A 24,923-nucleotide genomic window follows, 5' to 3' on the forward strand; every position below is an offset into this window, starting at 1 on the left:
TTCAGCCAGTTTGCGGACCGCCTTGGATTTCTCATGCAAGATCATGATTTCATTGTCGTCGGCTCTGGCTCCGCAGGCTGCGTGGTGGCCGAAAAACTGTCGGCCAACGGGCGGTTTTCGGTGCTGGTGCTGGAGGCCGGCGGCACAGATCGCCGCTTCTTCGTGCAGATGCCGCTGGGCTACGGCAAGACCTTCTTCGACCCGGCGGTGAACTGGAACTACAAGACCGAGCCCGACCCCGGCCTTGCCGGCAATGCCGACCACTGGCCCCGCGGAAAACTGCTCGGCGGTTCCAGCTCGATCAATGCCATGGTCTGGATCCGGGGCCAGCGCGAGGACTTTGATGGCTGGGCAGCGGCGGGCAATCCCGGCTGGGGTTTTGACGACCTGCTGCCGATCTTCAAGGCAATAGAGGACAACGAGGCCGGCGCCGACGAATGGCGCGGCCGCGGCGGTCCGATCCACGTGACCGACAATCGCGGCCGCGTGCATCCCCTCACCCACCGCTTCCTGAAGGCCGGCCAGCAGGCAGGCCTCGCCCTCAATCAGGATTTCAACGGCGCTGCCCAAGAAGGCGTCGGCGTCTATCAGATCAACACGAAAAACGGCCGCCGCTGGTCCGCCGCCCGCGCCTTCCTGCGCCCGGCCATGAAGCGCGCCAATGTCCGAGTCGTCACCAACGCGCTGGCGACGAAGATATTCTTCGAGGGCACGCGCGCCGTCGGCATCGAATATCTGAATAACGGCCGCACGGTTACCGCGCGCGCCAGCCGCGAAGTGGTGCTGTGCGGCGGCTCGGTCAACACGCCGCAACTCTTGCAGCTTTCCGGCGTCGGCCCGGCCGATCTCTTGAAGAACCTCGGCATCCCGGTGGTGCTCGCCAATGCCCATGTCGGGGCCAACCTGCAGGACCATCTCGGCATCAACTACACCTATAAGGGCCGGCTGCCGACGCTGAACCAGACCCTGCGGCCGTGGTGGGGCAAGATGCTGGTCGGCATGCAATACCTTCTCCTGCGTACCGGCCCGCTGTCGATGAGCATGAACCAGGGCGGCGGCTTTTTCCGTACCGATGAAGGCCAGCCGCGCCCCAACATGCAGCTCTATTTCCAGGCGTTCTCGACCGTGCTGCCGAAGCCGGGCGAGCGCCCCATCCTGACGCCCGACCCCTGGCCGGGCTTTTCCATCGGCCTGTCGAACTGCCGGCCGTCGAGCCGCGGCTCGATCACGATCCGCTCCAAAAACCCGCTCGCCTATCCAAAGATTGTGCCCAACGCCTATTCCACCGAGGTAGACGTGGCCGAAATGCTCGCGGCGGTAAAATTCGTGCGCAAGATCGCGTCCATGCCGGCGATGAGCGAGGTGATCACGGAAGAGGTGCTGCCCGGCCCGAAATGCGTGAGCGACGACGAGCAGATCGCCGATTTCCGCAAGCGCAGCGGCACGGTCTATCACCCCGTCTCGACCTGCCGCATGGGACCGGACGCCTCGCAGTCCGTGGTCGATCCGCGCCTGCGGGTGCATGGCCTTGCGGGCCTGCGCATCGTCGATGCCTCGATCTTCCCCGACAACATCAGTGGCAACACCAATGCAGCTTCCATCATGACCGGCTGGAAGGGCGCGGAGATGATTTTGGAGGACCACGCATGAAGATCACCGACGTAAAAACCTTCGTCGTCGGCAACCCTCCTCCGGGGATCGGCGGCCGCTATTTCATCTTCGTCAAGCTCACGACCGACAGTAACGTGGTCGGCTATGGCGAGGCCTACAACGCCACCTTCGGCCCGCATGTCACCGCCCGCATGATCGAGGACCTCGCCGAGCGCTATCTGGTCGGGCGCGATCCGCACGACATCGAAACCTTCTTCCGCCGCGCCTATTCGTCCGGCTTCTCGCAGCGGCCGGACATTTCCGTCATGGGCTGCTTTTCGGCGCTGGAAATCGCCTGCTGGGACATCATCGGCAAGGAAGCCGGCAAGCCCATCTACAAGCTTTTGGGCGGCCAGGTGCATGAGGCGCTGCGCTCCTACACCTATCTCTACCCGACCGCCGGCAGCGTGGTGCCGGCCGAAGCAGAAAACCGGGACAAGAACGTCTACAACGACCCCGACCTCGCGGCCCAATGCGCCCTCGCCTATGTCGAGCAAGGCTTCAATGCGGTGAAGCTCGACCCGGCGGGGCCATACACGGCTTTCGACGGCCACCAACCGCGCCTCTGTGACATCGATCTCTCGGTGCGCATGCTGAAAGCGATCCGCGACGCGGTGGGCGACCGCGCCGACCTTCTGTTCGGCACGCATGGCCAGTTCACGGCCTCGGGCGCGCTGCGCATGGCAAAGGCAATAGAGCCCTTTGATCCGCTGTGGTTCGAGGAGCCGGTGCCGCCGGACATGCCGGAGGTGATGGCGCAGGTTGCGCGGGGCACGTCGATTCCCATTGCCACGGGCGAGCGCTTAACGACCAAGTGGGAATTCGCGCGCGTCATCGAGAACCGCGCCGCCTCCATCCTGCAGCCGGACCTCGGCCGCTCCGGCGGCATTCTGGAAACCAAGAAGATCGCGGCCATGGCCGAGGCCTACCACATCCAGGTCGCGCCGCACTGCTATTGCGGGCCGATCGTCGGCGCGGCCAACATCCAGCTTGCAGCAACGCTGCCCAACTTCCTCATCCTGGAATCGCTCAAGCAGTGGGACGGTTTCCACGAGAAGTTGTTGAAGAAGAAGATCGAGTGGCAAGACGGCAAGGTCATTCCATCAAAGGAGCCCGGCCTAGGCGTCGAGCTCAACGAGGCGGTGTGCGAGGCGCATCCCTGGGCCGGCGCGGAACTGCACCTTCAGATGGCGCAGGAGCCGCTATTTCCTTGAACTGGAAAGGTGCAGCGCATCAGCGCTTGGAGGCGCAGCCGCGAAATGCCACACAAAGGCCGGCCTGAGATACAGGCCGGCCTTTGAAGTCTGCAGCGAGATTATTGCATCTTCTCAATCGAAGTTGCCATCTGGTCACTGTCGGTCGTGATCTTGACCCGCTCGCCGGCCTTGAGCTGGTTGAGCTTCACATTGGGCTTCGCGGTGACCGACATGCCGTCGTCCATCATGATCATGTGCTTCTTCATGTCGATCGATTTGATCTTGCCTTGCATTTCGCCAGCAAGCGCCGGCGCCACGATCAACATCGACACGAGCATGGTTCCGAGGATGGTCTTCATGAGGTCTTCTCCCGTTTTTGCGCCGGAAGTGCGCCGAGATCGGCGCATCCGGGCGCACGACCAGCCGGTAACGCGCCACAGCCGAATGGGTTGCTCCGCAATCGGCGGGGATCGCCCAGATGTTACCAGACGCAAAATGGGCCGGCCCTCGAAGGGCCGGCCCGATATCCCCAGTCAGAGCGGAGGAGATTACTCCACCACTTCCACGGCCGTGGCGTTGGTCGAGCCTTCGTCGAGCGTCACCTTGACCTTGGTGCCGGCCTTCAGCGCGTCGAGGGATTCTGCGGCCATGTCCGCGCCGGCGACGACCTGCGTGCCGTCCTCGAGCGTGATTGTCTTTGTCGTCGTGTCGACCGACTGCACCACGCCTTCGACGGTTCCGGCATAAGCGGCACCCATGAAGGCCAGAGAAGCGACGGCGGCTACAAGAATCTTCTTCATGACAAATACTCCGTTCTGGTTTTCGCCCGGCTCTGCAGCGCGCTTCGTGGAAGACGGCTCATGCACCGGACATCCCTGAGATAGGCGACGCAGACCGAGAACCGCAAATCACGAAAAGTGAATTTACCGAACTAAAACAGAGGCTTATTTAAGTCATATTTGGCAGCACGCGAGGCCGTCGGACTGCTTCGCTGCCACTCCATGACGGGAAATGTTTCAACCAACCCCCTTCAAAACACTGGCGTTGGGCGAAAAAGGCCGCTGCCGTGTTACAGCCATTCCTGCGCCGAATTTGGAAGAGGCGCCGATCACGCGGGCGGCGGAAAACAAGCCACGGAAGTTTCATCCGGTTGGAGCAGCGGCCCCTCATCATAACTTCACACGAATCAGGCTTTCTGCAATGGATCCTGCAATCCTCTCCTGTTTCGAAAGCCCTTGCCTTGTTTCCTTCCATCGAGCTTGTCGGTTCGGTCGCCGCAACCATGACCACCTTCGCCTGGCTGCCGCAGATCTCGAAAATCCTCCGCGACAGGCAAGCCACCGACATTTCATGGGCCACCACCGGCGCGCTGGCTGCTGGCGTCGTTCTATGGGTCGTGTACGGCGTGTTCATCGGCTCGTGGCCGGTGATACTGTCCAACGTGGTGACGTTCCTGTTCATCGCCACCATACTCGGCCTGAAATGGCGTTACGGGTGAACGATCGCCCCAGTCAGCGCACTCGTCTCCAGGCCGACCGGCAAAAGCCCTTGCCGGCGGCTACTCCCCTTCGGGTCGCCATCGATCGGCGGGGTTCTTGAAATGCTTCCAGCCGCGATCACGCGCCCGGCCGAGCGCAGCGCGGTAGATGCCCTCGATCTGCGGTAGGATGGAGGATGGCGCGAGCTTGTCGGCCACTATCTGGCGGTCGCGCAGCCCCTCGCGCACGCGCAGCCCATCGTTCCCGGCAAGCGGCTCCACGGCCCGAGCGATACCCTCTACGTCGCCGATCGGGCGGACGCGCTCTGAAGGCAACAGATCCACCATGTTGCCGACATCGGTGGAAACCACCGGAATCGCCTGTGCCATGGCTTCAAGGGGCGCGATCGGGGCTTCCTCGCGAACCGATGTGCAAAGAAAGATGTCCATGGCGGGTACAAGTGCGACGGCGTCCGTGCGCTGGCCAGCGAGGTGCACGCGCCCGCTCACGGCAGGATCGTCCATGGCTTCGCGCCACCCTCGCATGACATCGCCTTCGTCCAGCCCCCCGATCAGCAGCAGTTCCGCGTCGACGCCCGAAGCGACCACGCGCTTGAGGACGCGCAGCATGTCCACCTGCCGCTTGCGTGCACCGACTGTCCCGACGCTGCCCAGCACCAGCGCCTCCCGGCGAATGCCGAGCTTCTGGCGCGCTTCGACCCTCGCGTCCGCCGTAACCGGCTGAAGCGGGCCGATATCGAACATGTTTGGAACGATATGCATGCGGCGCGGCGAAACCAGCAGCCGGCGCGTGTAATAGTCGGCCGTCTGTCGCGAAAGCCCGACAACCGCGTGGGCAAACCGCCATGGAATCTGGAACTGGCGCGCATGCGCAGTCATCACCAGCGGCGCGCCGTCCGACAGCGTGAAGATCATGGCCATCTTGTTGGCCCTGCTGCCATGCGCATGCACGAGCGTGCGGCCCCAATCGCGGATCGGATAGCCCGTATTGCGCAGATCGGCCGGAAGGGTCTTGAAGGTGCTCGCCATCATTGTCAGCCGACCGGCAAAGCTCTGCTTCGCGATCCAGGAATTGCGCGGGCAAACCAGCATGACCTCATACCCTGCCCGAAGCTGCTGATCGATCAGCATCTTCGTGCTGGTTGCCACGCCGTTCAGCGCCGGATGGCTCATAAGATGGGCAATCTTCATGAATTTTCGGACCGGTTCAGGGTTTGCAGGCGTTGCCACGGAGTGCAGCGCTCCCTACGGAGCTCCGATCCATTGGCGTAAGCACGTAGAGTCGATGATCTGCGAGCTTGGTCCTGCTTTCCTGACACCGCCCTGTCAGCAGCTATAGTCCAAGCGGTCTTTTGTCCTGCTTGCTCTTTTCATTTTTTCGAACTCCTACCATATTCCCGGTCATGGCCAAATCCCCCGAAAAAAAATCTCTGCGCCCGCCGGCGAGCCGCGACGATCGCCCTGCGAAGGGCGTACGCCGAAGCGCGCTGACCGATTTCCTCGACGCAGCCGAGCCCCTCGAGCGCAAGGGTTTTGGCGAAGCCCCGCAGCCTGAGCTATCAGGCACGCCCCTGAGTGGCTCCATCGCGGATTGGGCCGAAGAGATTTCCAGGGAGGCAGAGAAGACCAAGCCCAAGGCCGCGAAGAAGGTTCCCGAGCGCTCCGCCGCGCCCGCGCGAACGGCGCGCGGCACGTCGATGGGCGGTGCCGCCACCGCCAAGGAGCGCGCCGCCGCCGGCCTCAATCCGGTCGCGGGCATGGACATCAGCCTGGAAGAGGCGGAAACCCTCGCGCCTGCCGGCGTGACCGCCACCGTGGCAGCGCTTTCGGCACTGATCGAGAGCGGCAACCCGCTGCACAAAAATGGCAAGGCCTGGGTGCCGCACCGGCCTGAACGCCCAGAAAAGTCCGAAGGCGGCGTCGCCATCAAGATGGTCTCCGACTTCGAGCCGGCCGGCGACCAGCCGACCGCGATCAAGGACCTTGTCGAAGGCGTAGGCCAGAGCGAGCGCACGCAGGTTCTGCTCGGCGTCACCGGCTCGGGCAAGACCTTCACCATGGCCAAGGTGATTGAGGAGACCCAGCGCCCCGCCCTCATCCTCGCGCCCAACAAGACGCTGGCCGCGCAGCTCTATGCGGAGTTCAAGAAGTTCTTCCCCGACAACGCGGTCGAGTATTTCGTCTCCTATTACGACTATTACCAGCCAGAGGCCTATGTGCCGCGCACCGATACCTTCATCGAGAAGGAATCGTCGATCAACGAGCAGATCGACCGCATGCGCCACTCGGCCACGCGCTCGCTGCTGGAGCGCGATGACGTCATCATCGTCGCCTCGGTTTCCTGCATCTACGGTATCGGTTCGGTTGAGACCTATACGGCCATGACCTTCCAGATGCAGGTGGGCGACCGGCTCGACCAGCGCCAGTTGCTCGCCGACCTCGTCGCCCAGCAATACAAGCGCCAGGACATCAACTTCGTGCGCGGCTCGTTCCGTGTGCGCGGCGACACGATCGAGATCTTCCCGGCCCACTTGGAAGACTCGGCCTGGCGCATCTCCATGTTCGGCGACGAGATCGAACAGATCACCGAATTCGACCCGCTCACCGGCCAGAAGACCGGCGACCTGAAGAGCGTGAAGATCTACGCGAATTCGCACTATGTGACGCCGCGCCCGACGCTGAACCAGGCCATCAAGTCGATCAAGGAAGAACTTCAGCACCGCCTTGTCGAACTGGAAAAGGCCGGGCGCCTGCTGGAAGCGCAGCGGCTGGAACAGCGCACCCGCTTCGACCTCGAAATGCTGGAGGCGACCGGCTCCTGCGCCGGCATCGAGAACTATTCGCGCTATCTCACCGGCCGCGCGCCGGGCGAGCCGCCGCCGACGCTGTTCGAATATATTCCCGACAATGCGCTGGTGTTCATCGACGAAAGCCACGTCACCGTGCCGCAGATCGGCGCCATGTATCGCGGAGACTTCCGCCGCAAGGCGACGCTGGCCGAATACGGTTTTCGTCTCCCTTCCTGCATGGACAACCGCCCGCTGCGGTTCGAGGAGTGGGACGCCATGCGCCCGCTCACCGTGGCGGTTTCGGCTACGCCCGGAGGCTGGGAACTGGAGGAATCCGGCGGCGTCTTCGCCGAGCAGGTCATCCGCCCGACCGGCCTCATCGACCCGCCGGTCGAGGTGCGCCCGGCCAAGAGTCAGGTCGACGACGTGCTGGGCGAGATCCGAGCCACCACGGCCAAGGGCTATCGCACGCTGGTCACCGTGCTGACCAAGCGCATGGCGGAGGACCTGACCGAATATCTGCACGAGAACGGCGTTCGGGTGCGCTACATGCACTCCGACATCGACACGCTGGAGCGCATCGAGATCCTGCGCGACCTGCGCCTCGGCGCCTTCGACGTGCTGGTCGGCATCAACCTGCTGCGCGAGGGCCTCGACATTCCCGAGTGCGGCTTCGTCGCCATCCTCGACGCCGACAAGGAAGGTTTTCTGCGTTCGGAAACCTCGCTCATCCAGACCATCGGCCGCGCCGCGCGCAACGTCGACGGCAAGGTCATCCTCTATGCCGACAACATAACCGGCTCGATGGAACGGGCGATGGCCGAGACCACGCGGCGCCGCGAGAAGCAGGTGGCGTGGAACGAGGCGAATGGCATTACGCCCGAGAGCGTCAAGTCGCGCATCGCCGACATCCTTGAGTCCGTCTACGAGAAGGACCACGTCCGCGCAGACATTTCCGACTTCGCCGCCGACGGCAACATGGTTGGAAACAATCTCAAGGCGCATCTGGAAGCGCTGGACAAGCAGATGCGCGACGCCGCCGCCGATCTCGACTTCGAGCGCGCCGCGCGCCTGCGCGACGAGATCAAGCGCCTGCGCGAGCTGGAACTTTCCGTCTCGGACGACCCGCTGGCCAAATATGCCGAGATGGAAAGCCCGGTCTCCGGACGCGAAAAGGGCAAGCACAACAAGGGCATCGCCAAGCACCGGGCAGTCGACGACACCGGCGGCAAGTCGCTGTTCCAGAAGCCGCATATCGACGACATGGGCCCGGGCACCGACATGGCCAAGCCTGCCGGCGCCGTCTCGCGTTCGCTGTTCAAGAAGCAGTCGGCGCAGGAAGCCCACGGTGCCGACTACGGCCTGCCGGACGATCACGGCAAGAGCACGAAATCCCTGTTCCGCAAGAACAGCCTGGACGAGATGACCGTGCGCCGCACGGAGCAGCCGGTGGAAGGCGCCAAGCCGATCAAGCGCGCCAAGATCGGCGTAGGCTCCTACGAAGACCCCGCCGATGAGCGCGCCGCCAAGCGGCGTCCGGGCAAGACCGGCCGGCCGGGGCATTGACCGGGCGGGGCGCTTGCCCCGCCTCCCGCGCGACCCCACAAATCCCGCTCGACAGGATAGCCGGCCGATGACATCGGCCGGGGACGCCCTAGCTTCCTCCTGCGCAGGCCCTCGGCCCGCGCATCAAAGATCAGGGAGGATGCCATGACTGTCGCCAAGATCACTGAAATCAGCGCCTCGTCCGACAGGAGTTTCGAAGACGCCATTCAGTTGGGCATAGAGCGCGCCAGCAAGACGTTGAAGAACATAGCCGGCGCCTGGGTGAAGGAGCAGCAGGTGACGGTCAGCGGCGGGAAGATCACGCAATACCGCGTCAACCTGAAAATCACTTTCGTCCTGGAGGACTGAGGGCGCCGGCCGGCACCCGCGCAGCCCCGCGCCGGCTCCCGCAGGACTGGAGCCGGCGGCAGAATGGGAAGCGCGCGCTAGTCCAGCCCCATGAAGGCTTCGAACCCGCCATAGATCATGCGCTTGCCGTCGAACGGTATGGAATTCATCTCGCGCTCCAGCCGCGGGTCGGCCATGACCTTTGCGTTGATGGCATCGCGGTCCGCGCGCGAGGCGTAGACGATCCAGGAAAAGACCACCACCTCGTCCTCCTTGGCCTGAACGGCCCGCGGAAACGAGGTCAATTCGCCATAGGGCACGTCATCGCCGATGCACTCCACATAGGCGAGCGCACCATATTCCTTCCAGATCTCGCCGGCCTTCCGCGCCAGTTCCTTGTAGGATTCGATTTTCTGCCGGGGGACCGCAACTACGAAGCCGTCGACATAGGACATTCCGGTTCTCCTCACATCGGTTACCTGGCAAGGACGCGCCAGCCGTACGTTATCCGACAGCCCGCCGCATTTTTTCTCCTCCCCCGACTCGGGAATTGCAGTTTCCTAGAATGCTGCGCCGCTTCATCGCGCGCGTTCCTGCACTAGCTCTCCGGGTCGCCCCACAATCTGCGGCTGAGCATCCAGTCGCGGCGAAGCATTCCGCTCAGCTTGTCCTCTCCATAAGTTTCGACGAGATTCTGTTCCTTGGCAAACAAGGAAACACCTATTCCCGCGCGTCCGCCGGGCAGATCCATACCCAGCGCCTGCAGCAGTGTCGGGAAAACGTCGAACATTGCCGCCTCGCGATTGATCACGGCGGGAGCGATGCCATCCCCTGACATGCTGAAATAGTTCATCCGCCGCTTGCGGTTCAGCTCGCGGGAATGCTCGTTGTCCATGATAAGATGGTCGCTTTGAATGGCGACGATGGTGTTTTCCAGAAGGCCCCTCTGCGCCAGGTGAGCCAGAAAGCTCTTGATATGATAACCGGTGCACTTGATGGCGAACTGCATTTCGCTCAGTTCGCCTTGCTCAAGATTCTGCCGGCAAGTCCGTGTTACATGGCCCTTGGGTGCGTGCCCGCCGATCGTGGCGATGGAAAAGGCGAAGGGTCTGTTTTGGTCCTGCAGCGCTTCAATGCGCGTCTGCGCGAGTTCGAACAACGTGTCGTCGTAGAGCCCCCATGTATTGACGTAGTCGCCCGCGATTTCGCGATAATCCGGCAAACCGCTTCGGAAGCTGTAATTGTGGCCGTTCAGGAACAGGGCCATGCCAGCGAATGAGCCTTCACCGCCATACATGAACTCCGTGTGATAGCCGTTCGCACTCAGAACGTCGCTCAGGCAGTCAATGCCGCTGAAGAAACTCGGCTGCTTCGAAAAATTGTTCTCGCTGAACAAGCCGCGCGGCTGAAGCGGCACACCGCACTGCGAAGAAATGAAACCGCCCATGGTCCAGCCGGTGTTCGTCACCTGGCGTATTCCCTGAACCTCGATGCCGGTGGCCGCCACTTCCAGCATTTCCGCGAAAGTCTCGGGACCCCGGCTGATCTCGGCAAACGTCCGCTCCTCGCTTTCCGCGTAGACGATAATGACGTTTTTCTTTTTCAGCCCATCGGGGAAGTGCTTCGGAGGAGCGGCATAGAAGTTGGTCAGCGTAGGATCTGGCGGGCTCAGATAGAAATCGGCAGCGGTCCAGAAGATGGGATTTGCAGCCAGCAAGGCCAAAGCGAGGCTGATATCCACATAGTGGAAACGCCTGTCACGGCGCTTGAGATAGAGCAGCGAGAAAATGAACCCGCCAAGGGAGAGCGCGACATACAGTAACTTCGTGCTGCGAATGTCCGGGTGCCCGCCGCGCATGCCGGACTGCAAGTGGTAGACGACCGCACCGAAATCGAAGCTGCCGAACACGGCAAAGACAAAAACATAGACAGACAAGAATATAACCGGGATCAAGCTCCACAGAAACAGAGATTTCCTTGAAGTGTCCTTGTCGTCATAGAGCTTGAACAACAGCGCGGCGCATAGCGCTGACAGGATGTAGAGAATCCTTTGACGCCCGTGCAAGTCGAAGATCATCCTTATCGGATAGAAAAACGACATCAGGAAAAGAAACAGAACAACGCGCTTGGTTCTGATCATTTTATGCCCCGCAATGGGCAAGGAGCGCACACCCTGCTCCCACATCTGCCCCGGGATCGACATAAACCGTTCACAGAACTGTCACAATATGGGCCTGCAAAATTGCAGGCCAACTTGTGATGACAAGCGGGTGATTAAGCCGAAGCTCACCGCTTGAGCCATGAACTTCGGCCGCGCCTGCAACAAACACCGCGCAGAAAATTGACCGCCGCTGTCGGCGCCACACGTTCCCAGTCGTCATTGGAGCGATAAGCCCAGCATGAAACCGGAGGACCATCATGAACGATGCCAATATGCAGCCTCAACCCAGCCCCGCGCCGAAGGTTCTCGGCGGCCTGGTCGCCTATCTGCAGGTCGACGGCGCTACCAAGGCAGCGGAATTCTACAAACGCGCTTTTGGCGCCGATATCGCCTTCGCCTACCCGCCTGATGAAAAGGGGCGGACGATGCATGTGCACCTCTACATCAACGGCAGTTCACTGATGCTCTCGGATGCGTACCCGGAACATGGCCATCCACACCAGGTGCCGCAGGGCTACACCATGCAGCTCATCCTCGGCGACGACATCGATAGCTGGTGGAAACGGGCAGTCGACGCTGGCTGCGAAGTGGTTGTGCCGCTCGATGTGATGTTCTGGGGCGATCGCTGGGGCCAGTTGCGTGACCCCTTCGGCATTGCGTGGGGCATGAATGCCCCGGTGAAGCCGGCATAGTCCCAATAGCCAGGCCGGGGCGCGCGCGAGTCCTGCGGGCCCCGGCCATTCCCACCTTGCCGTTCGGCAGTTTGCGCCAATATCGAGGGGCGCTGCGCCCATCTAGTCATGGCGGGTGACAGATTTGCTTGCAAACGGAACGCTTCAACCACTCTTTTGAAGTAACGCTGCCCGCTCGCAGCGACATGATCTTGCGGATATCACGTTTTCGTGCGATAAAGGGGCGTTCGGGCATTTTTTCGGCCCGGAGATTGGAACGTTTTTGCACGACCCCTTTCCCCGATACCGTGAACCTCTGGTAGGCCCGTTTTGGCGGGAGGGTTTCACCATGCGCGAATGTATGACCGCCAATTAGCACCCATCCTGTCTCCCGCGCCAGATCGGCAAGGGCAAATCAAACGGGCGAAGGAGTTCTCCCAGTGTCCCAGAGCGGAACCGTAAAATTTTTCAACGCAACCAAGGGCTTTGGCTTCATCACGCCTGATGGTGGCGCCAGTGACGTGTTCGTTCACATCTCGGCTGTCGAGGCGTCGGGCATCCGCACGCTGGTGGACGGCCAGAAAGTCACCTTCGACACCGAGCCCGATCGCAAGGGCAAGGGCCCCAAGGCCGTAAACCTCAGCCTCGCCTGAGTCGGGGGTTTTGCGGACGCATGTCCGTTTCGGCTGATGTCCTGAGAAATGAGGTGACTATACGATCGCGCGTTTGAGGGCTGAGCGTCATCCAAAAGGCCTACAGCCTATGCGTGCAACAACCAAATCGAACAACTTCTCCATCTTTCCAGGCGCAGAGGAAAAGTTTTGCTTGCCCCTCGCGCTAAAATATGGAGAAACTTAGACTTCGGGTAGTAATGGGCCCAGAGATTGGAATGGCTTCCCGGGAGAATATCCAAGTCTTCCGGCAGGCGTCGTGAAAAGAGGACCAGTAGGTTCCGGCACGATGACTATTTCTTCTCCCCCAGAATGCGACCGAAACAGGCGGATATTTCGCCTGACACTATGACTATGAGGGGATTACAAGGAGTTTCCCATGCCGCAGACCGGCACTGTCAAATTCTTCAACCACGCTAAAGGCTTCGGCTTCATTACACCGGATGACGGCGCAAAGGATGTGTTCGTGCACATTTCGGCCGTCCAGGCATCGGGTCTCCCGGGTCTGGAAGACGGACAGAAGGTGACCTTCGAGACCGAACCGGACAAGCGAGGCAAGGGCCCGAAAGCAGTCAATTTGACAGTAGGCTGACGCCCAGCATCAAGACGCGGCGACGGCCGCTCGGCCGTCCGTCGCCGCCCTTCCCTCTCGCCAAAGTGCGATGCCGGATCTCGGTGCCTCGAAGTTCCGGGAGGGATTGGTGTTCGAAAAGCAGCAGGTGTCTGGATAGACCACCCGCCGGTTAAAAGCTCGCCTGCGAGTCTGCTCCGCCGGACACCCTGCCCTATCTCTCCCTCCGACGCTTGGTCCGCCTAGACGGACTTGCGCGAAGGAGAGATTGTCATGAATTATTTTCTGAGAACCACCTTCTTTCCGAGCACCACCTTCGCCGCCGCGGCTCTTGCGGCGAGCTTCCTGGCCGGCGCGCCGGCCGCACACGCCAACGTGCTGTTCTGGGACACGGACACCCCACTCTATGCACTGGCAACCGGCATTTTCGGCGTCGCCGACCCTGTCTACACATTCGGCCCGCAGTTCTACGATGCGCCGGTTATCGAGCCGGATTATTCCTATGTAGGCCCCGATGTTGGAGAGCCTCGCTTCACATATACCAGGCCGATCCTGGTGCCGAACTACACCTATCAGAACTACATCAGCGCCCCCGTTTATGCCCCCGCCAGAGCAGTGGTTGTATCGCTGCAGCCCTGGACACCGGCCTGGTATCGCTATTGTGAAGGGCGGTATCGCTCGTTCAACGCCAGTACAGGCACCTTCACCGGCTACGACGGCCGGCAGCACTTCTGCGGCCGCTGAACGCGCCGAATTCAACTGATTGGACATGAGTGCGCGCGAATGGGCGGCCGATGCGCCGCCCATTTCAGTTTCATCTCGCTTCGCGCAGCCAAGGGCTGCCGCGATCAAATTTCAGAGCATTTCCGACTCGCCAGCTTACATCAAAAGACCCTGCCCTATGTTTTTTGAAGCTGGGCTCGTCATTCCCCGGGCGGGCCCGTGGGAAGGAGATCGCCATGAACTATGTCCTCAAGACTACTGTGTTAGCTGCAACCGCGTGCGTGGCCTCGTTGGCTTTCCTGCCGGCGGCAAGTGCCCTGGATGAGCGCTATTATCCCCCTGAAACACTCTACAGGCTTCCAAACGGATCGCTGGCGGTGAACCCCGCATTGGTTGGGCCGACCTATGGGATCACGGCGCCTGGCTATAGGATAGTGGGGCCAAACTATGTTGGGCCGAGCTATGGAATAACCGCACCGGCCTATCGGGTAGGGCCAAACTATGTGGGGCGGAGCTATGGCATAACCCCGCCGGCCTATCGGGTAGGGCCAAATTATGTGGGGCGGAGCTATGGAATAAGCGATTACTACTCGCGGCGTTACATCGGCCCCAGGACGTACTATACGCCCCGCCGCGTGGTCATCGTGCCCAGGGCACGGCCATGGTGGGGCTGGTACTAACACCACCATAGTCGGACCTCAAATCATGAGCTTGGCTGGAAAAGCCTGCTTTGGGCGGTTCGCTCGGGCCGCCCATTGCATGTCGTTCCGCGGCCCGGGCAGCGCGATCACGGCCGATCACTTTTCAAGGCGCTGCAAATCCGCACAGGTTGCAAGCCAAGGCCTCACCCTTATTTCTCATTTCTGAGCCTGGCTCGTCGCTCGCAAGGCGAGCCTGCGAGAAGGAGACAGTGATGATCCACCCCCTCAAGACGACCGTTCTCGCCGCAGCCGTGGCTGCCAGCACAATAGCCTATACACCGACGGCAGATGCCAACCCGGCGGCGGCCTGGTGGATAGCCGGCGGCATCGCGGCGGGTGCTTTGGTGGTAGCCGCGCTCGCATACCCTTCCTGGCGCGGCTATGGCCCCGCCTATGCAGGCACGGCACCGCTTTACGCACCCAACTATGTGGGCACTGCGCCGCTTTACGCGCCCAACTACGTGGCCCCATCACCTGATTATATTGGAACCGCGCCGCTCTACCGCCCCGGCGTCGTGACCGTTCGTGCGTGGTCGCCAGGTTGGTTCCAGTATTGCCAAGCCCGCTACCGCAGCTTCAATCCGCGCACCGGCACCTTTGTCGGCACCGATGGCCGCTTGCATTTCTGCGGGCGCTGACCCCACAACCGCATGGTCCCTCGAGCCTGTCGAGGGACCTGCTCATCGCAAACCTCCGCCCGAACAGACGCCCTGCCAGCCGGCTTGATCCGCCATTCAGGCCCAAAGGCTTTCGACCTCATGCGCTGACTGGCTAGAGCACGACAACCGGCGTGCCGATGCCCACCTCGTCGTAGAGCTCCTCGACATGTTCATTGAGCATTCGGATGCAGCCGTTCGAAACCGCATGGCCGATCGTCCAGGGCTCGTTGGTTCCGTGGATCCGATAGTAGGTGTCGCGCCCGTGGCTGAAGAGATAGAGCGCCCTTGCGCCGAGCGGATTGTCGGGGCCGCCCTCGACGCCTTCGGCATATTTGGCGTATTTGCGCGGACTGCGGCGGATCATGTCCTTCGTCGGCTGCCAACGCGGCCATTCTTCCTTGCGCCCGACCACCGCGCGCCCCGACCACGCAAGGCCGGCCTTTCCCACGCCGACGCCATAGCGCCGGGCGACGCCGGGCTGCTCGACAAGGTAGAGAAACCTCCGGTGCGGGTCGACCACGATGGTGCCCGGCTCGTATCGCCGCGAAAACGGCACCGTTCGCGGCTCATATCTGGGATTGAGAACGAAGTGCTTCTTGTGCCTGGCCGAAAATGCGGCGCCGGGAGCGAAAACCGCGCTGGCCAGCCCCAGGATGAACGCTCGGCGACTGAACATGACCTGCCTCTCGAACGCGAATATGCTTGAAATGCGATAGCTATTCGCTTCGAAGATAGGACGCCACGCGACCTTGTCCATTGGCGGAAATGTGGTTCGCCGTGGGTCGTTGCGTCAGGTATCCGGGGCGCTCTGTTCAGCCAGCAATATCGCGTCGGGCCGGCTTATCGGCACCCGGGTGCGGGAGGTTTTTTTTGCAAGTTCCTGCGCGCCGCTCTTTTGCAGCATCGCGCGGAAGCTCGGATGCATGCCGCCGTCGGCGTAGGCATGAGTGGAAATCTCGTTGCCCTCGGCGGCCGCGGCCTCGATGACGCGGGCGTCGGCCTCGCGCTTGGCGATCAGTGCCGGATCGGCAGCGATCGTCATGGGCGGGCAGGCCGCAAGCGGATCGTTCGGCTCGCCACCCTCGAACTGGGCGTCGAACACATAGCGCCGTGCGCACGCCGAAACCATGGGCTGGCGGCGACTGACGTCGAAGATGTCGTAGCCTTCCTTCAGGTTCTTCCAGAACGGCATGTTCGGATTATTGCGGTGCCGCACCATGTTCTCCGCCGTCATCCGGAACGGGAATGCCTGCACCTGGAACGAGGTCTGGCCGCCGCGCAGCGCCTCGCGCGCGACCGCATAGATTTCGGCCACGCCGTCGTCGGTCATCGCATAGCAACCTGCAGAGGAGCAGGCGCCATGTACCATCAGCGCGTCGCCCGTATAGCCCAGCGCGCTCTCAAGCCTGTTCGGGAAGCCGAGATTGAAGGAAAGATAATACTGCGAGGCCGGGTTCAGCATGCTGGCCGAGACCTGGTAGAAGCCTTCCGGTGCCTGGCGGTCGCCGCTGTATTTCTTCGGGCCAAGCTTTCCCGACCATCTGCACATCGGATAGGTCTTCAGAAGCGCGTAGCGGCCGCTGCGATCACGCTTCCAGATTTCCAGCTCGCTTTCTTCCTTGAAGATGCGGATCAGGATCGGGTCCGACGGCTTCATCTGCCTAGCCTTCATCTGGCTGACGAGGCGCGCCGGAATGGGCTGGATACCGCGGCTGTCGACGTCGAGCACGCTCGACACGCAGCCTGCCAGCGCCGTCGAAAGCGCCAGAACGGCCAAAGGAACAGCAAGTCTGCGCAGCAGTTTCAAATCCGGTTCGTCCCCGAAAGCCCGTCGCCCGCTCTCCGCTTGCCCACCATCTGTGGCGGAACTGCGGGCGTCAAATCATGTTTGGCAACATTGTCCGCAGTCGTGGTTAACGGAACCTTTCCGACATCACGTGCGAGCCTCAGCCGCCCGCAGTTTCGCTCTTGCCGTTCAGCAGGCGAAGCGCATTGGCCACCACCAGCAGAGAGGCACCAACATCGGCCGCGATGGCGCCCCACATGGTGGCGATGCCCACCGCCGTCAGCGCCACGAACAGCGCCTTGACGCCCAGCGCGAAGACGATGTTCTGCCGGATGACGCCGATGGCGCGCCTGGAATGGCGGATCAGCCACGGCACCTTGGAAAGATCGTCGGTCATCAGCGCGATATCCGCAGTCTCGATGGCCGCGTCCGAACCGATGGCGCCCATGGCGATGCCGAAATGCGCGCGCGCCATGGCCGGGGCGTCGTTGACGCCGTCGCCGATCATGGCGACCATCGCGTGGCGCTTCGTCAGTTCATCGATGGCCTCGACCTTCTGGTCCGGCAGCAGTTCCGCCCGCACCGTGTCGATGCCGACCTGCCGCGCCACGCTCGTCGCAGCGGCGCGGTTGTCGCCGGTCAGCATCACGACCTCCTTCACGCCCTGCGAATGCAACGCGGAAAGGATGGCCTTTGCTTCGGGGCGGATGGTGTCGGCGAAGGCGATGACCCCGCACAGATGCCCTTCCGAACCGACGACCACCACGGTGGCGCCGTTGCTTTCCATCTCGGCGACCTGTGCCGCCACGGCATCGTCGGCCTGGCCGCGTTCCACTGCGTAGCGCCACGAGCCCAGCCAGTAGGTCTTGCCATTGAAGACGCCTTGCACGCCCTTGCCGGGCAGCAGTTTTATGCCCTCGCCGGCCAAGGGTTCGACGCCCTCCTCCGCCATGTGGCGCATGATGGCGTCCGCCAGCGGATGTGAACTGCGCACCTCAAGGGCGCCGGCGCGCTGCAGCAGTTCCTTCTCGTCGTGGCCCGAGAGCGGGATGACGCGCAAGACCTGCGGCTCGCCCTTGGTCAGCGTGCCGGTCTTGTCCATGGCCAGCGCAGTCAGCTTCGCCGGCAGCTCTATGAAGGTGCCGCCCTTGATCAGCACGCCGTTGCGCGCGGCTGAGGCCAGCGCAGCCACGATGGAAACCGGCGTGGAAATGACCAGCGCGCAAGGACAGGCGATCACCAGCAGCACCAGCGCATTGTAGAACCAGGCGCCCCATTCGCCGCCCAGCAGCAGCGGCGGCAACAGAAATACCAGCAGCGCCAGCACCATCACCGCCGGCGTGTAGACGCGCGCGAAGCGCTCCACCCACTGCTCGACCGCTGCACGGCGGCTATGTGCCTCGGAGACCATGCGGATGATGCGAGCCAGCGTCGTGTCCGTCGCCGCCCTGGTAGACTCGACCTCCAGCAATCCCTCGCCGTTGATGGTGCCGGCAAAGACCTCGTCGCCCACCTCCTTGGCGACCGGGAGGCTCTCGCCGGTGACCGGCGCCTGGTTGACGGCGCTGGCGCCCGAGACGATGCGGCCGTCAAGCGCGATGCGGTCGCCGCCGCGTACGATGAAGCGGCTGCCCACCGGCACATCGGCCGCCTCCATTTCGCGCTCGCCGCTTGCCTCCTTCACCCGAACGACGGGTGGTGCCAGATCCAACAGGGCCGAGACAGCATTGCGCGCGCGGCCGACGCTCCAGCTTTCGAGCATCAGCGAAAGGGCAAACAGGAGGGCAACGGTGGCCGCCTCGAACCAGTCGCCGATGATCAGCGCGCCGGCCACGGCCACCATCATCAGAAGGTTCATGTCCGGCGAGAGGCGCTTGAGCGCATACCAGGCCTTGATTGCAACGAAGCGCGCGCCGGTGATGACGGACAAAAGCAGCGCCGCCTGTTCCGCCAGAGGCGCGCCCTCTGGATGGTGAAAGCCCATGATCTCGAGGAAGGACTGCCCCGGCGAGGTCATGACATGGACGGCGAAGCCGGCAAGCAGGAACAGCCCGCTGAGCGCGGTGAACAGCTTCTGCTCGGCCAGGCGCGCATCCTTGGCCGGCGGTGCGCCTTCTTGCCACGGTTCGGCCCGCAGGCCGGTGGCGGCGATTGCCGACATGATCGTGCCGCTCTGGATCGATCCCGCGCTGGCGAGGACTGTCATGCGGCCGTTGAGCACGTCGAACGCCAGATGGCTGTCGCCGCCCACCACCGGGCCGACGGCCGACTTCAGCGTCGCCACTTCCTCGGCGCAGTCCATGCCGAACACGCGAAAGCTGCGGCCGGAAACGACCGGCGCGGATGCGATCTCGGCATTGAACTCGCCGTGGTCGTGGTCGTGTTCGCAGCAGCCGCCATGGTCATGTCGGTGCGCGTGGCCGTGTTCCTGCGCAAGGTCGTGCGAATGCCGGTGGCCTTCCGTTGCGGGATTGTTGCTTTGATCGCTGCCGCAGCAGGCGTGTTCCAGCTTGATGAGGTCGGCGTCTTTCCGGCCTGACATGGCTTGCTCCTGTTCGTACAGGAAATGCGTAACACCTCTAGCAACTAGAGCTACAAGAGGCCTTTTGAACTTTTTCGCCGGAATGGCTCGGAGGCGTGTGCAGGGGTGCCCCCCTCTTGACGCAGCAGCGCGCCAGCCTCACATCTCTAGAGGCTGGAGCTTTTCAAGGGAGCCAAGAATGCTGACCATCGGCGAGCTGTCGCGGCAAACCGGCGTGAAAATTCCCACCATCCGCTACTACGAGCAGATGGGGTTGATGGATGCCGCAGAGCGCTCCGAAGGCAACCAGCGCCGCTACACGCGCGAGGAACTGGACCGCCTGTCCTTCATCCGCCATGCCCGCGATCTTGGCCTGACCATCGAAGCGATCCGCAAGCTTATCGACCTCAGCCGGCATCCCGAGCGCCCCTGCGCCGATGCCGACCGCATCGCCAGCGAGCAGTTGCGGGCCGTGCGTGCCAAGATCGAGAAGTTGAAGCGGCTGGAAAGTGAGCTGGAGCGCATCGCCAACCATTGCCATGGCGACCAGGTGAAGGATTGCTACGTCATCCGCGCGCTGGCCCATCACGAGCTTTGCGAACACGAGCATTGAGCCGGCCGCTGTTGCGGGGTCTTGCAACGGGTTGGACTGCAGATGGGTCGAGGCATGGGTCCCCGGAACCCTACGCCCCTGCGGGGCTTCGGGCCCGAGGACGACGGGTGAAGGGGTTTCGCTCGCTCACCGGATCGGGAATGACGGCTTAGCTTCCATCGACCCGTGGGACTGAATCTCTCAGCCTGTCATACTTCGCGCCGTAAGAAGCGAAACTCTCAGCCGATCGCCTTTCGAGCTATGAGAAGCGAAGCTCTCAGCCCGTCGTCTTTCGAGCTATGAGAAACGAACCTCTCAATCCGTCGTCCTCGGGCCGGAGCATGAGCGAAGCGAGATGCGGAGGTTCCGGGGACCCACGCCTCGACAGTCCAACGGCCAGAGCGGCGCTAGAACGCCGCTAATCACCGCCGGAACAAGATCTCCCCGGTTCCGGCGACTGCATTATCACCGCCGAATTTGCCCGGCGCGGAACCCAGCAGCGGGCCCTCCAAAATGCCCTCCGCCATCAGATAGTGGTCGAATACGGCGGCAAACACGCTGTCGGGCGCGCCGCATTCGACGAAGCTGGGCGACAGCTCTTCCGGCATACGGTCGAGCAGGATCGAGCCGCGGCGCATCAGATAGCCCGGCATGCGCCCAACCCCGCCGGTAACGACCAGCGTGCCGGCAATCATGCGCGCGCCGGCATAGTCGCCGCAGCCCCTCAGCACGGCCGCCACGCCGCGCCGCATCCGGTCGCCCGCATAAGCGCCGGCACGACCGCGCACGATCAGCACGCCGCCGTTCATCCCGGCGAGCTCGCCCGCCAGCGGCCCGGCGAGATGGTCGCCGGCATCGCCGAGAATCTCCAGCCGACCCTTGCGCATGCAGGAACCGGCATGGGGGCCGGCGCTTCCCTCGACCAGAAGCTGGCCGCCGCGCATTTTTCGGCCCGCCTGCGCACCGACATCGCCGACAACGCGAATGCTGCCTTCGGTCATGCCGGTGCCCACGCCGTCGAAACGTGAACTCCCGCCTTCGAAAACGATATTCTGTACGTCGCTGCCGGACACACGGAAGATGTCGCCCACTTTCAGCCCGCGCTTGGACATGCCAAGCCGAATCTCGCCGATCTCGCTGGCCGACAGGCCGGCCAGCCCCTCGGGCGTCAGCGGCGAAAGGTCGAGCCGTTCCGGCGGGATCTCGCGCAAGGTGAAGGTGAGCGGCTTCACGGCAGCAATTCCTTCAGATGGTAGTGGAACTTGCCCAGCTTGCCGCCATAGTTGCCGGCGCTGATGCGCGAGGCGCCCTTTTCCGGCCCCAGCGCGGTGACCGCGCCGATGCCGGCCTTCATGGCAGCCGCCACGGCATCGCTCGTCTCGCCGTCGATGACGATCTCCAACACGGCATTGTCGTCAGGGCCGAGCTCGCTCTTTACCACGCCGCGCAGCGTGGGCGCGAAGGCGTCGTTGGTCGAGGCCATCATGCCCTTGTACTTGCCGCCGACCTTGGAGCCCGAGCGCACGATGCCACCCGGAAACGGCATGATCGCGCCTGGCACCTTCTCGATCGCCTCGACCGCCGCTTCCGCCGCAACCAGGGCCTTGGCGTTGGACGAGGCGACCAGCAGCAGGTTGCCGCCGCCGACGGCTTCCTTGGTGAGCCCCGTGGTGGCCTCGCACAGGAACTCGCCGTCCATCACCGGCACCCGCCAGAAATGCCGCCCACCGAATTTCTTGGACACCTGCCATCCGTCGCCGAAATAGCGAAGTGCGGCACCAAGCTTGAGATCGGCGGTGCCTTCAAGCCCGGCAAAGCAGGCGCTGCCCGGCGAGGTCAGCACGCACTGGCCAAGCCGGTTCTGCAACTGTTTCTGCAATTCGTCGGTGCTGACGGCGAAGATCATCACCCGGCAGCCTGGCCGGCCGTCGGGCGTCTCCGAGGCAGGCAGCTCCACGTCGATCGCCGCCTCGCAGCCGCAGCCGATCACCGATGTGGCGAAGCCGGTCATGGTGATTGCCGCCCGCCGCGCCCATTTGCGGTTGGGCCCGGTGATGATGATGGCGGTGGCGCGCATGCCGAAGGCTTCGGCAAAAGTGTCGTCGATGGCGACGCCGTTGACCGTCAAGCGTTGCATGACACCTCGCTGAAGGGTTGCTCGCGCTGGATCGCGGCGTCGGGAAAGTCGAACCAGTTCAGTGACAGGCCGTAGCGATCCTGGTGGTAGGTCTCCAGCCGCTTCACCATGGCCTTGTCCGGCTCTGGCTTCAGCCGCAGCGTCTTGCCCCAGCGATAGTTCGTGACTATGCCGTCCTCGACCACCAGTTCGCCATTCTTCAGCACGAAGGTGGCAGAGCGGAACATATGCGCGATGTCGCTGCCCTTTCGATAGACCGCGACATCGGCCAGCGCCCCTGCCCCCAGATGGCCGCGATCTTTCAGGCCCAGCAGCTTGGCGGGGGCGGCCCGCGTCATGATCGCGATTTCCTCAAACGTGTATTCGCGCGTCAGCGAGGGCAGCGTCGAGAAGCGCAGCGCCCGCTGCGACAGCCCTTCCATCGCCTTCGCGCGCGCCTCGCGGCTCATCAGCAGCTCGAAGATCTCCGGATAGGCAGTGAAGGGCGCGCCATTGGGATGATCTGTGGTGAAGAACACCCGCCACGGATCGTCGATCAGCAGGAACAGTTCCAGCCCGATCGCCCACTGCAGCGAGCCATAAAAATCCTCACGATAGCGATGGGGCACGATGCCGCCGCCATTGGCATCGCCGTCGAAGATCACCGACTTCCTCGGATTGGCGGTGCCGCGCGCCGAGAACTGCCGCAGCACGTCGGAGGAGATCGTCACCGTCTGGCCGAACATCACCTGCCCGACATCGATGGTGATTTCGGGCGTCGAATTGACCAGTTCGGCCAACCGCGCGGCTCCGGACGAGAAGCCGCGCTTGCCCTCGGTGCCGTAGCCGTAGAACTGCAGATGCGCCAGGTGCAACGGCAGCCCTTCCGCCGCCGCCATGGTCTCCGCAGCCGTTTCCGGCGCGCCGGGCACGCCGAGATTGTTGCAGTGGACATGCAGCGGATGCGGAATGCCGAGCGAGGTCACCGCCGCCTGCAGCGTCTTGACGATGCTGCGCGAGCTGGTGCCGTAAAACGGCACGACATCGTCAAAGGAGAAGGTGCGCACGTTCTCCTTGAAGGCGGCCGCCGCGCCCGCATTGATGACCTTGACGCCGAGCGCGCGGCTGGAGGCCACCGTCCAGGCAACATAGTCCTCGATCATCTGCGTCGAAGCATTGTCGCGGATCATCGAGAGCAGAAAATCGTCGTTGCCGAGGATTGCCAGCGTCGCCTTGTCGATGATCGGGATGTCGGCGAGCTCGAGATGGGTGTGCAGCGCAGCACCCGGCGACATGGCCGGCTCGACCACGGTGGTGAAGCCCATCTGAGCATAGAGGCGGCCGGTCTCGAACGTCGTCCAGCCGACCTGCGAAAGCGGCGTCGCGGACGGGCGCGGCGCATGCGCCCTGTGCTGCTCGGGCAGCAGCAGCCGCGCCGTGTTCACATTGCCGCCGCCGATATGGGAGTGGATGTCGATGGCGCCCGCCATCACCACGCAGCCGGCGGCGTCAAGGGTCACGTCCGGCTGCCTGCCGGAAGGCTCCGAGACGATGGTCTCATCCTCGATCCAGAGATCGCCCTTGCCGACGCGGCCGTTTACGGGATCGACGATTTCGCCGCCGGTGATCCTGGTCAGCATGGCAGCGCCTCTTCATGCGGCAAGTGTTCGGCGATCTGGCGCAGCACGGCCGCCCCCGAAGGCAGTTCGCTTGGTGACTTCGCCTCCACGGCCGCCAGCGTGCCGATGCGACTGGAATAGACGACCGCGTCGTGGTCGATGCCCGGTTCGCCGATGGCGATGGTCACGGCTGCCCCCGCGACCGGCTTGTCGGTCCTGGCAAGCGCAACAAGCGCGAGCCCCTCATGGGCAAACACCTGCCCCGCATCGGCCGAGACGACCAGATGCAGGTCGGCCTCGCCCTCGGCGATCATTCGCGCCACGTCGAAGCGCCATGGGTCGAACTCGGCATAGCCGCGCGCCAGCCCCGTCCGCAGTGGAAAACCGCTTGTCCAGGTCGAAGCCTGCACGCTGCCCCAACCATTCTCGCTTGCCGGCAGATGCAGCGCAGAGGCGCGGTGCTTGCGGTTTATGTCGGCGATCAGCCCTTGCACCATTTCAAGCCCGAGCGCCCCGAGCGACTGGCCGCAGAAGGTGAAGACCGGAAATTTTGCCCCTGCCAGCGCCTCGGCAAAGCTGCCGAAATTGTCCACGTCGCGCGCGGTCTTGCGTCCGGCGCATTGCGCCCGCAGCGCGGCCAGCGTGGCCTCCAGCCCGCCGTCGCAGGCAAGCCGCGTGGCTTTGATGTTGCCTGGCGCAGGCGTGTCCGCCCCGATCAGGAAGAATTCCCGCCTCCCCGTCCCGCCATCAAGATCGGGTGCAGTGTTGGCAAGCTCGGCGATCAGATCGTAGTGGGCCGCCGGCAGTTCGCCGGCAATCACGACCACATCAGCGCGTCGCCGCACTTCGCCGGGCGCGATGAACATGCCGCCCTTGTCGGTGTATTGGGCGGTCTCGCGCGCCACCGCCGCGCCGCCGAGCTGGTCATAGGCCGCGCCGGTGCGCTGTGCCAGCGCAATCGCCGCGCGCGTGCCATGCACATCCGTATCGAGGCTGAAAACGGGACAGAGACTGGACACCAGAAGCCCGGCGGCATGTTTTGCCGCCTCCGCTACAGGCACGCCCCGGTCGCCGATCCATGCAACCGTCATGCTATGCAACTTTCT

23 protein-coding genes are annotated in these 24,923 nt (G+C 63.2%); 11 read left to right on the plus strand and 12 right to left on the minus strand.

Annotated features, from left to right (window positions below; genetic code table 11):
• Nucleotides 1-33: 33 nt before the first annotated feature.
• Together ABLE86_RS03890 and ABLE86_RS03895 are read left to right on the plus strand one after the other, a co-directional pair.
• Complete coding sequence (locus tag ABLE86_RS03890) at nucleotides 34-1,650, plus strand: GMC family oxidoreductase N-terminal domain-containing protein (RefSeq protein WP_348777580.1); 1,617 nt, start codon at nucleotides 34-36, stop codon at nucleotides 1,648-1,650.
• A complete protein-coding gene (locus ABLE86_RS03895) occupies nucleotides 1,647-2,864 on the plus strand; it encodes a mandelate racemase/muconate lactonizing enzyme family protein (RefSeq protein ID WP_348777581.1) in 1,218 nt (405 codons plus the stop codon). Before ABLE86_RS03890 ends, ABLE86_RS03895 begins: the two co-directional genes overlap by 4 nt.
• A 101-nt stretch (nucleotides 2,865-2,965) precedes the next feature.
• Here the strand turns inward: ABLE86_RS03895 and ABLE86_RS03900 are convergent, their stop codons facing one another.
• Together ABLE86_RS03900 and ABLE86_RS03905 are read right to left on the minus strand one after the other, a co-directional pair.
• Nucleotides 2,966-3,205 carry a hypothetical protein gene (locus ABLE86_RS03900; RefSeq protein WP_348777582.1) on the minus strand — a complete coding sequence of 80 codons (240 nt, stop codon included), beginning with the start codon at nucleotides 3,203-3,205 and terminating at the stop codon, nucleotides 2,966-2,968.
• A 189-nt stretch (nucleotides 3,206-3,394) separates the two neighbouring features.
• Nucleotides 3,395-3,646 (minus strand): DUF1344 domain-containing protein, encoded by a 252-nt coding sequence (locus ABLE86_RS03905; protein ID WP_348777583.1) that lies wholly within the window; start codon nucleotides 3,644-3,646, stop codon nucleotides 3,395-3,397.
• A gap of 440 nt (nucleotides 3,647-4,086) precedes the next feature.
• On the opposite strand from ABLE86_RS03905, the gene ABLE86_RS03910 reads away from it, so the two are divergent.
• Entirely contained in the window at nucleotides 4,087-4,344 is a 258-nt protein-coding gene (locus tag ABLE86_RS03910) for a SemiSWEET transporter (protein ID WP_348777584.1), read from the plus strand.
• Nucleotides 4,345-4,404: 60 nt separating this feature from the next.
• Here ABLE86_RS03910 and ABLE86_RS03915 read toward each other — a convergent pair whose 3' ends face one another.
• A complete protein-coding gene (locus ABLE86_RS03915) occupies nucleotides 4,405-5,535 on the minus strand; it encodes a glycosyltransferase family 4 protein (RefSeq protein WP_348777585.1) in 1,131 nt (376 codons plus the stop codon).
• Between the two features lie 212 nt (nucleotides 5,536-5,747).
• Between ABLE86_RS03915 and uvrB the strand changes: the two genes are divergently transcribed.
• On the plus strand, nucleotides 5,748-8,699 hold the full coding sequence (uvrB, locus tag ABLE86_RS03920; RefSeq protein WP_348777586.1) for an excinuclease ABC subunit UvrB: 2,952 nt from the start codon (nucleotides 5,748-5,750) through the stop codon (nucleotides 8,697-8,699).
• A gap of 144 nt (nucleotides 8,700-8,843) precedes the next feature.
• On the plus strand, nucleotides 8,844-9,047 hold the full coding sequence (locus ABLE86_RS03925; protein ID WP_348777587.1) for a dodecin family protein: 204 nt from the start codon (nucleotides 8,844-8,846) through the stop codon (nucleotides 9,045-9,047).
• Nucleotides 9,048-9,124: 77 nt separating this feature from the next.
• On the opposite strand, the gene ABLE86_RS03930 is transcribed toward ABLE86_RS03925, so the two are convergent.
• Entirely contained in the window at nucleotides 9,125-9,481 is a 357-nt protein-coding gene (locus ABLE86_RS03930; protein WP_348777588.1) for a DUF1428 family protein, read from the minus strand.
• 143 nt (nucleotides 9,482-9,624) lie between these two features.
• Entirely contained in the window at nucleotides 9,625-11,166 is a 1,542-nt protein-coding gene (locus ABLE86_RS03935; RefSeq protein ID WP_348777589.1) for a sulfatase-like hydrolase/transferase, read from the minus strand.
• A 278-nt stretch (nucleotides 11,167-11,444) separates the two neighbouring features.
• Here ABLE86_RS03935 and ABLE86_RS03940 point away from each other — a divergent pair, with 278 nt between their 5' ends.
• The 5 genes from ABLE86_RS03940 to ABLE86_RS03960 all read left to right on the plus strand — a co-directional run bounded on the left by ABLE86_RS03940 (nucleotide 11,445) and on the right by ABLE86_RS03960 (nucleotide 15,162).
• Nucleotides 11,445-11,879 carry a glyoxalase/bleomycin resistance/extradiol dioxygenase family protein gene (locus ABLE86_RS03940; protein WP_348777590.1) on the plus strand — a complete coding sequence of 145 codons (435 nt, stop codon included), beginning with the start codon at nucleotides 11,445-11,447 and terminating at the stop codon, nucleotides 11,877-11,879.
• Between the two features lie 419 nt (nucleotides 11,880-12,298).
• Nucleotides 12,299-12,511 carry a cold-shock protein gene (locus ABLE86_RS03945; protein ID WP_348777591.1) on the plus strand — a complete coding sequence of 71 codons (213 nt, stop codon included), beginning with the start codon at nucleotides 12,299-12,301 and terminating at the stop codon, nucleotides 12,509-12,511.
• Nucleotides 12,512-12,908: 397 nt separating this feature from the next.
• Nucleotides 12,909-13,121, plus strand: coding sequence for a cold-shock protein (locus ABLE86_RS03950; RefSeq protein WP_056105658.1), 213 nt, complete (start codon nucleotides 12,909-12,911; stop codon nucleotides 13,119-13,121).
• 252 nt (nucleotides 13,122-13,373) lie between these two features.
• Entirely contained in the window at nucleotides 13,374-13,844 is a 471-nt protein-coding gene (locus ABLE86_RS03955; protein WP_348777592.1) for a BA14K family protein, read from the plus strand.
• A gap of 892 nt (nucleotides 13,845-14,736) precedes the next feature.
• Nucleotides 14,737-15,162, plus strand: coding sequence for a BA14K family protein (locus ABLE86_RS03960; RefSeq protein ID WP_348777593.1), 426 nt, complete (start codon nucleotides 14,737-14,739; stop codon nucleotides 15,160-15,162).
• 133 nt (nucleotides 15,163-15,295) lie between these two features.
• Here ABLE86_RS03960 and ABLE86_RS03965 read toward each other — a convergent pair whose 3' ends face one another.
• The 3 genes from ABLE86_RS03965 to ABLE86_RS03975 form a co-directional block, all read right to left on the minus strand.
• Nucleotides 15,296-15,859: a L,D-transpeptidase gene (locus ABLE86_RS03965; protein WP_348777594.1), complete on the minus strand. Its 564-nt coding sequence runs from the start codon at nucleotides 15,857-15,859 to the stop codon at nucleotides 15,296-15,298.
• A gap of 114 nt (nucleotides 15,860-15,973) precedes the next feature.
• Nucleotides 15,974-16,981, minus strand: coding sequence for a murein L,D-transpeptidase family protein (locus tag ABLE86_RS03970; protein WP_348777747.1), 1,008 nt, complete (start codon nucleotides 16,979-16,981; stop codon nucleotides 15,974-15,976).
• Nucleotides 16,982-17,129: 148 nt separating this feature from the next.
• Complete coding sequence (locus tag ABLE86_RS03975; protein WP_348777595.1) at nucleotides 17,130-19,511, minus strand: heavy metal translocating P-type ATPase; 2,382 nt, start codon at nucleotides 19,509-19,511, stop codon at nucleotides 17,130-17,132.
• Between the two features lie 178 nt (nucleotides 19,512-19,689).
• On the opposite strand from ABLE86_RS03975, the gene ABLE86_RS03980 reads away from it, so the two are divergent.
• A complete protein-coding gene (locus ABLE86_RS03980) occupies nucleotides 19,690-20,103 on the plus strand; it encodes a helix-turn-helix domain-containing protein (protein WP_348777596.1) in 414 nt (137 codons plus the stop codon).
• A gap of 401 nt (nucleotides 20,104-20,504) precedes the next feature.
• On the opposite strand, the gene ABLE86_RS03985 is transcribed toward ABLE86_RS03980, so the two are convergent.
• From ABLE86_RS03985 to ABLE86_RS04000, 4 genes are read right to left on the minus strand one after another with little or no spacing between them, the layout of a single operon-like run.
• Nucleotides 20,505-21,314, minus strand: a complete 810-nt coding sequence (locus ABLE86_RS03985; RefSeq protein ID WP_348777597.1) for a formylmethanofuran dehydrogenase subunit C — start codon at nucleotides 21,312-21,314, stop codon at nucleotides 20,505-20,507.
• Nucleotides 21,311-22,219 carry a formylmethanofuran--tetrahydromethanopterin N-formyltransferase gene (fhcD, locus tag ABLE86_RS03990; protein WP_348777598.1) on the minus strand — a complete coding sequence of 303 codons (909 nt, stop codon included), beginning with the start codon at nucleotides 22,217-22,219 and terminating at the stop codon, nucleotides 21,311-21,313. Before fhcD ends, ABLE86_RS03985 begins: the two co-directional genes overlap by 4 nt.
• Nucleotides 22,207-23,838 carry a formylmethanofuran dehydrogenase subunit A gene (locus tag ABLE86_RS03995; RefSeq protein ID WP_348777599.1) on the minus strand — a complete coding sequence of 544 codons (1,632 nt, stop codon included), beginning with the start codon at nucleotides 23,836-23,838 and terminating at the stop codon, nucleotides 22,207-22,209. The genes fhcD and ABLE86_RS03995 overlap by 13 nt, the downstream gene beginning before the upstream one ends.
• A complete protein-coding gene (locus ABLE86_RS04000) occupies nucleotides 23,832-24,908 on the minus strand; it encodes a tungsten formylmethanofuran dehydrogenase (RefSeq protein WP_348777600.1) in 1,077 nt (358 codons plus the stop codon). The genes ABLE86_RS03995 and ABLE86_RS04000 overlap by 7 nt, the downstream gene beginning before the upstream one ends.
• Nucleotides 24,909-24,923 lie beyond the last annotated feature (15 nt).

This window comes from Mesorhizobium sp. KR2-14 (assembly GCF_040049255.1).
Taxonomy (GTDB): domain Bacteria; phylum Pseudomonadota; class Alphaproteobacteria; order Rhizobiales; family Rhizobiaceae; genus Pseudaminobacter.

Excerpts from the sequence above, each read along its gene's own strand:
- ABLE86_RS03915 (WP_348777585.1), bottom strand. The coding sequence starts at position 5,535 with ATGAAGATTGCCCATCTTATGAGCCATCCGGCGCTGAACGGCGTGGCA.
- ABLE86_RS03975 (WP_348777595.1), bottom strand. The coding sequence starts at position 19,511 with ATGTCAGGCCGGAAAGACGCCGACCTCATCAAGCTGGAACACGCCTGC.
- ABLE86_RS03905 (WP_348777583.1), bottom strand. The coding sequence starts at position 3,646 with ATGAAGAAGATTCTTGTAGCCGCCGTCGCTTCTCTGGCCTTCATGGGT.
- ABLE86_RS04000 (WP_348777600.1), bottom strand. The coding sequence starts at position 24,908 with ATGACGGTTGCATGGATCGGCGACCGGGGCGTGCCTGTAGCGGAGGCG.
- ABLE86_RS03895 (WP_348777581.1), top strand. The coding sequence starts at position 1,647 with ATGAAGATCACCGACGTAAAAACCTTCGTCGTCGGCAACCCTCCTCCG.
- ABLE86_RS03890 (WP_348777580.1), top strand. The coding sequence starts at position 34 with ATGCAAGATCATGATTTCATTGTCGTCGGCTCTGGCTCCGCAGGCTGC.
- ABLE86_RS03925 (WP_348777587.1), top strand. The coding sequence starts at position 8,844 with ATGACTGTCGCCAAGATCACTGAAATCAGCGCCTCGTCCGACAGGAGT.
- fhcD (WP_348777598.1), bottom strand. The coding sequence starts at position 22,219 with ATGCAACGCTTGACGGTCAACGGCGTCGCCATCGACGACACTTTTGCC.
- ABLE86_RS03995 (WP_348777599.1), bottom strand. The coding sequence starts at position 23,838 with ATGCTGACCAGGATCACCGGCGGCGAAATCGTCGATCCCGTAAACGGC.
- ABLE86_RS03930 (WP_348777588.1), bottom strand. The coding sequence starts at position 9,481 with ATGTCCTATGTCGACGGCTTCGTAGTTGCGGTCCCCCGGCAGAAAATC.
- ABLE86_RS03900 (WP_348777582.1), bottom strand. The coding sequence starts at position 3,205 with ATGAAGACCATCCTCGGAACCATGCTCGTGTCGATGTTGATCGTGGCG.
- ABLE86_RS03950 (WP_056105658.1), top strand. The coding sequence starts at position 12,909 with ATGCCGCAGACCGGCACTGTCAAATTCTTCAACCACGCTAAAGGCTTC.
- ABLE86_RS03935 (WP_348777589.1), bottom strand. The coding sequence starts at position 11,166 with ATGATCAGAACCAAGCGCGTTGTTCTGTTTCTTTTCCTGATGTCGTTT.
- uvrB (WP_348777586.1), top strand. The coding sequence starts at position 5,748 with ATGGCCAAATCCCCCGAAAAAAAATCTCTGCGCCCGCCGGCGAGCCGC.
- ABLE86_RS03955 (WP_348777592.1), top strand. The coding sequence starts at position 13,374 with ATGAATTATTTTCTGAGAACCACCTTCTTTCCGAGCACCACCTTCGCC.
- ABLE86_RS03965 (WP_348777594.1), bottom strand. The coding sequence starts at position 15,859 with ATGTTCAGTCGCCGAGCGTTCATCCTGGGGCTGGCCAGCGCGGTTTTC.
- ABLE86_RS03960 (WP_348777593.1), top strand. The coding sequence starts at position 14,737 with ATGATCCACCCCCTCAAGACGACCGTTCTCGCCGCAGCCGTGGCTGCC.
- ABLE86_RS03940 (WP_348777590.1), top strand. The coding sequence starts at position 11,445 with ATGAACGATGCCAATATGCAGCCTCAACCCAGCCCCGCGCCGAAGGTT.
- ABLE86_RS03980 (WP_348777596.1), top strand. The coding sequence starts at position 19,690 with ATGCTGACCATCGGCGAGCTGTCGCGGCAAACCGGCGTGAAAATTCCC.